Here is a 638-nt window from a genome sequence, read left to right as displayed (position 1 = left end):
GACATCGCTTCCTCGAGGCGCGGCCACTTGACACCAAGTTCGTTGGCCTTCTCTTTGTACTGGACAAACGGGTCGACATGATTCTCCTTGCATTCGAGGATAGGCGGTACGCCGTCCCAATCAAGTCGCTCAATTCGAGTCGATAGAAACCCATGTCGAACCCTCGCCCGTTGTAGGTTACGAGAGTTTGATGCTCCCGCTCGTTTAGCCAGTCATAGGCACCTCGAATTAGGGAACGCTCGTCACCGTCAAAGTCACCAACGGCTAGAACTCCTGACTCTCCCGACCCACGACTATCATCGTATTCTCCAACACCGATCGCGACTAGCTGGCTACAACTGGGGTCAGTACCATTTGTTTCGATGTCGAGTACACCATACCGATTCACGCGCTGACTTGGCTCTAGGCTGATTTCCAACATATGTAACACTACCACACATGATACACTAAATTACAGGAACCCGGCTGGATTCTACACCAACAATACACTGATGTCTATCCCCTGTTTTCTCATAATTCAGGCACCAGCAAACAACCAGGATACAGAACTATCCATTATCTTACAACCCCTATCTTAATGTGGGAACCTTCGGACCTCTGGGGTGAGGTCATGGCCCACCTGGGGAGGTGACGCCTTG

1 protein-coding gene is annotated in these 638 nt (G+C 50.9%); it reads right to left on the bottom strand.

Annotated elements, in window-relative coordinates; all coding sequences use genetic code 11:
- Positions 1 to 421: ribonuclease H-like domain-containing protein (locus AUR66_RS23285; protein WP_197409777.1), on the bottom strand; the 421-nt coding region annotated here is incomplete at its 3' end.
- Positions 422 to 638 lie beyond the last annotated feature (217 nt).

Source organism: Haloferax profundi (assembly GCF_001469865.1).
Classification (GTDB): domain Archaea; phylum Halobacteriota; class Halobacteria; order Halobacteriales; family Haloferacaceae; genus Haloferax; species Haloferax profundi.
This window is presented reverse-complemented; position numbering and strand designations above follow the sequence as displayed.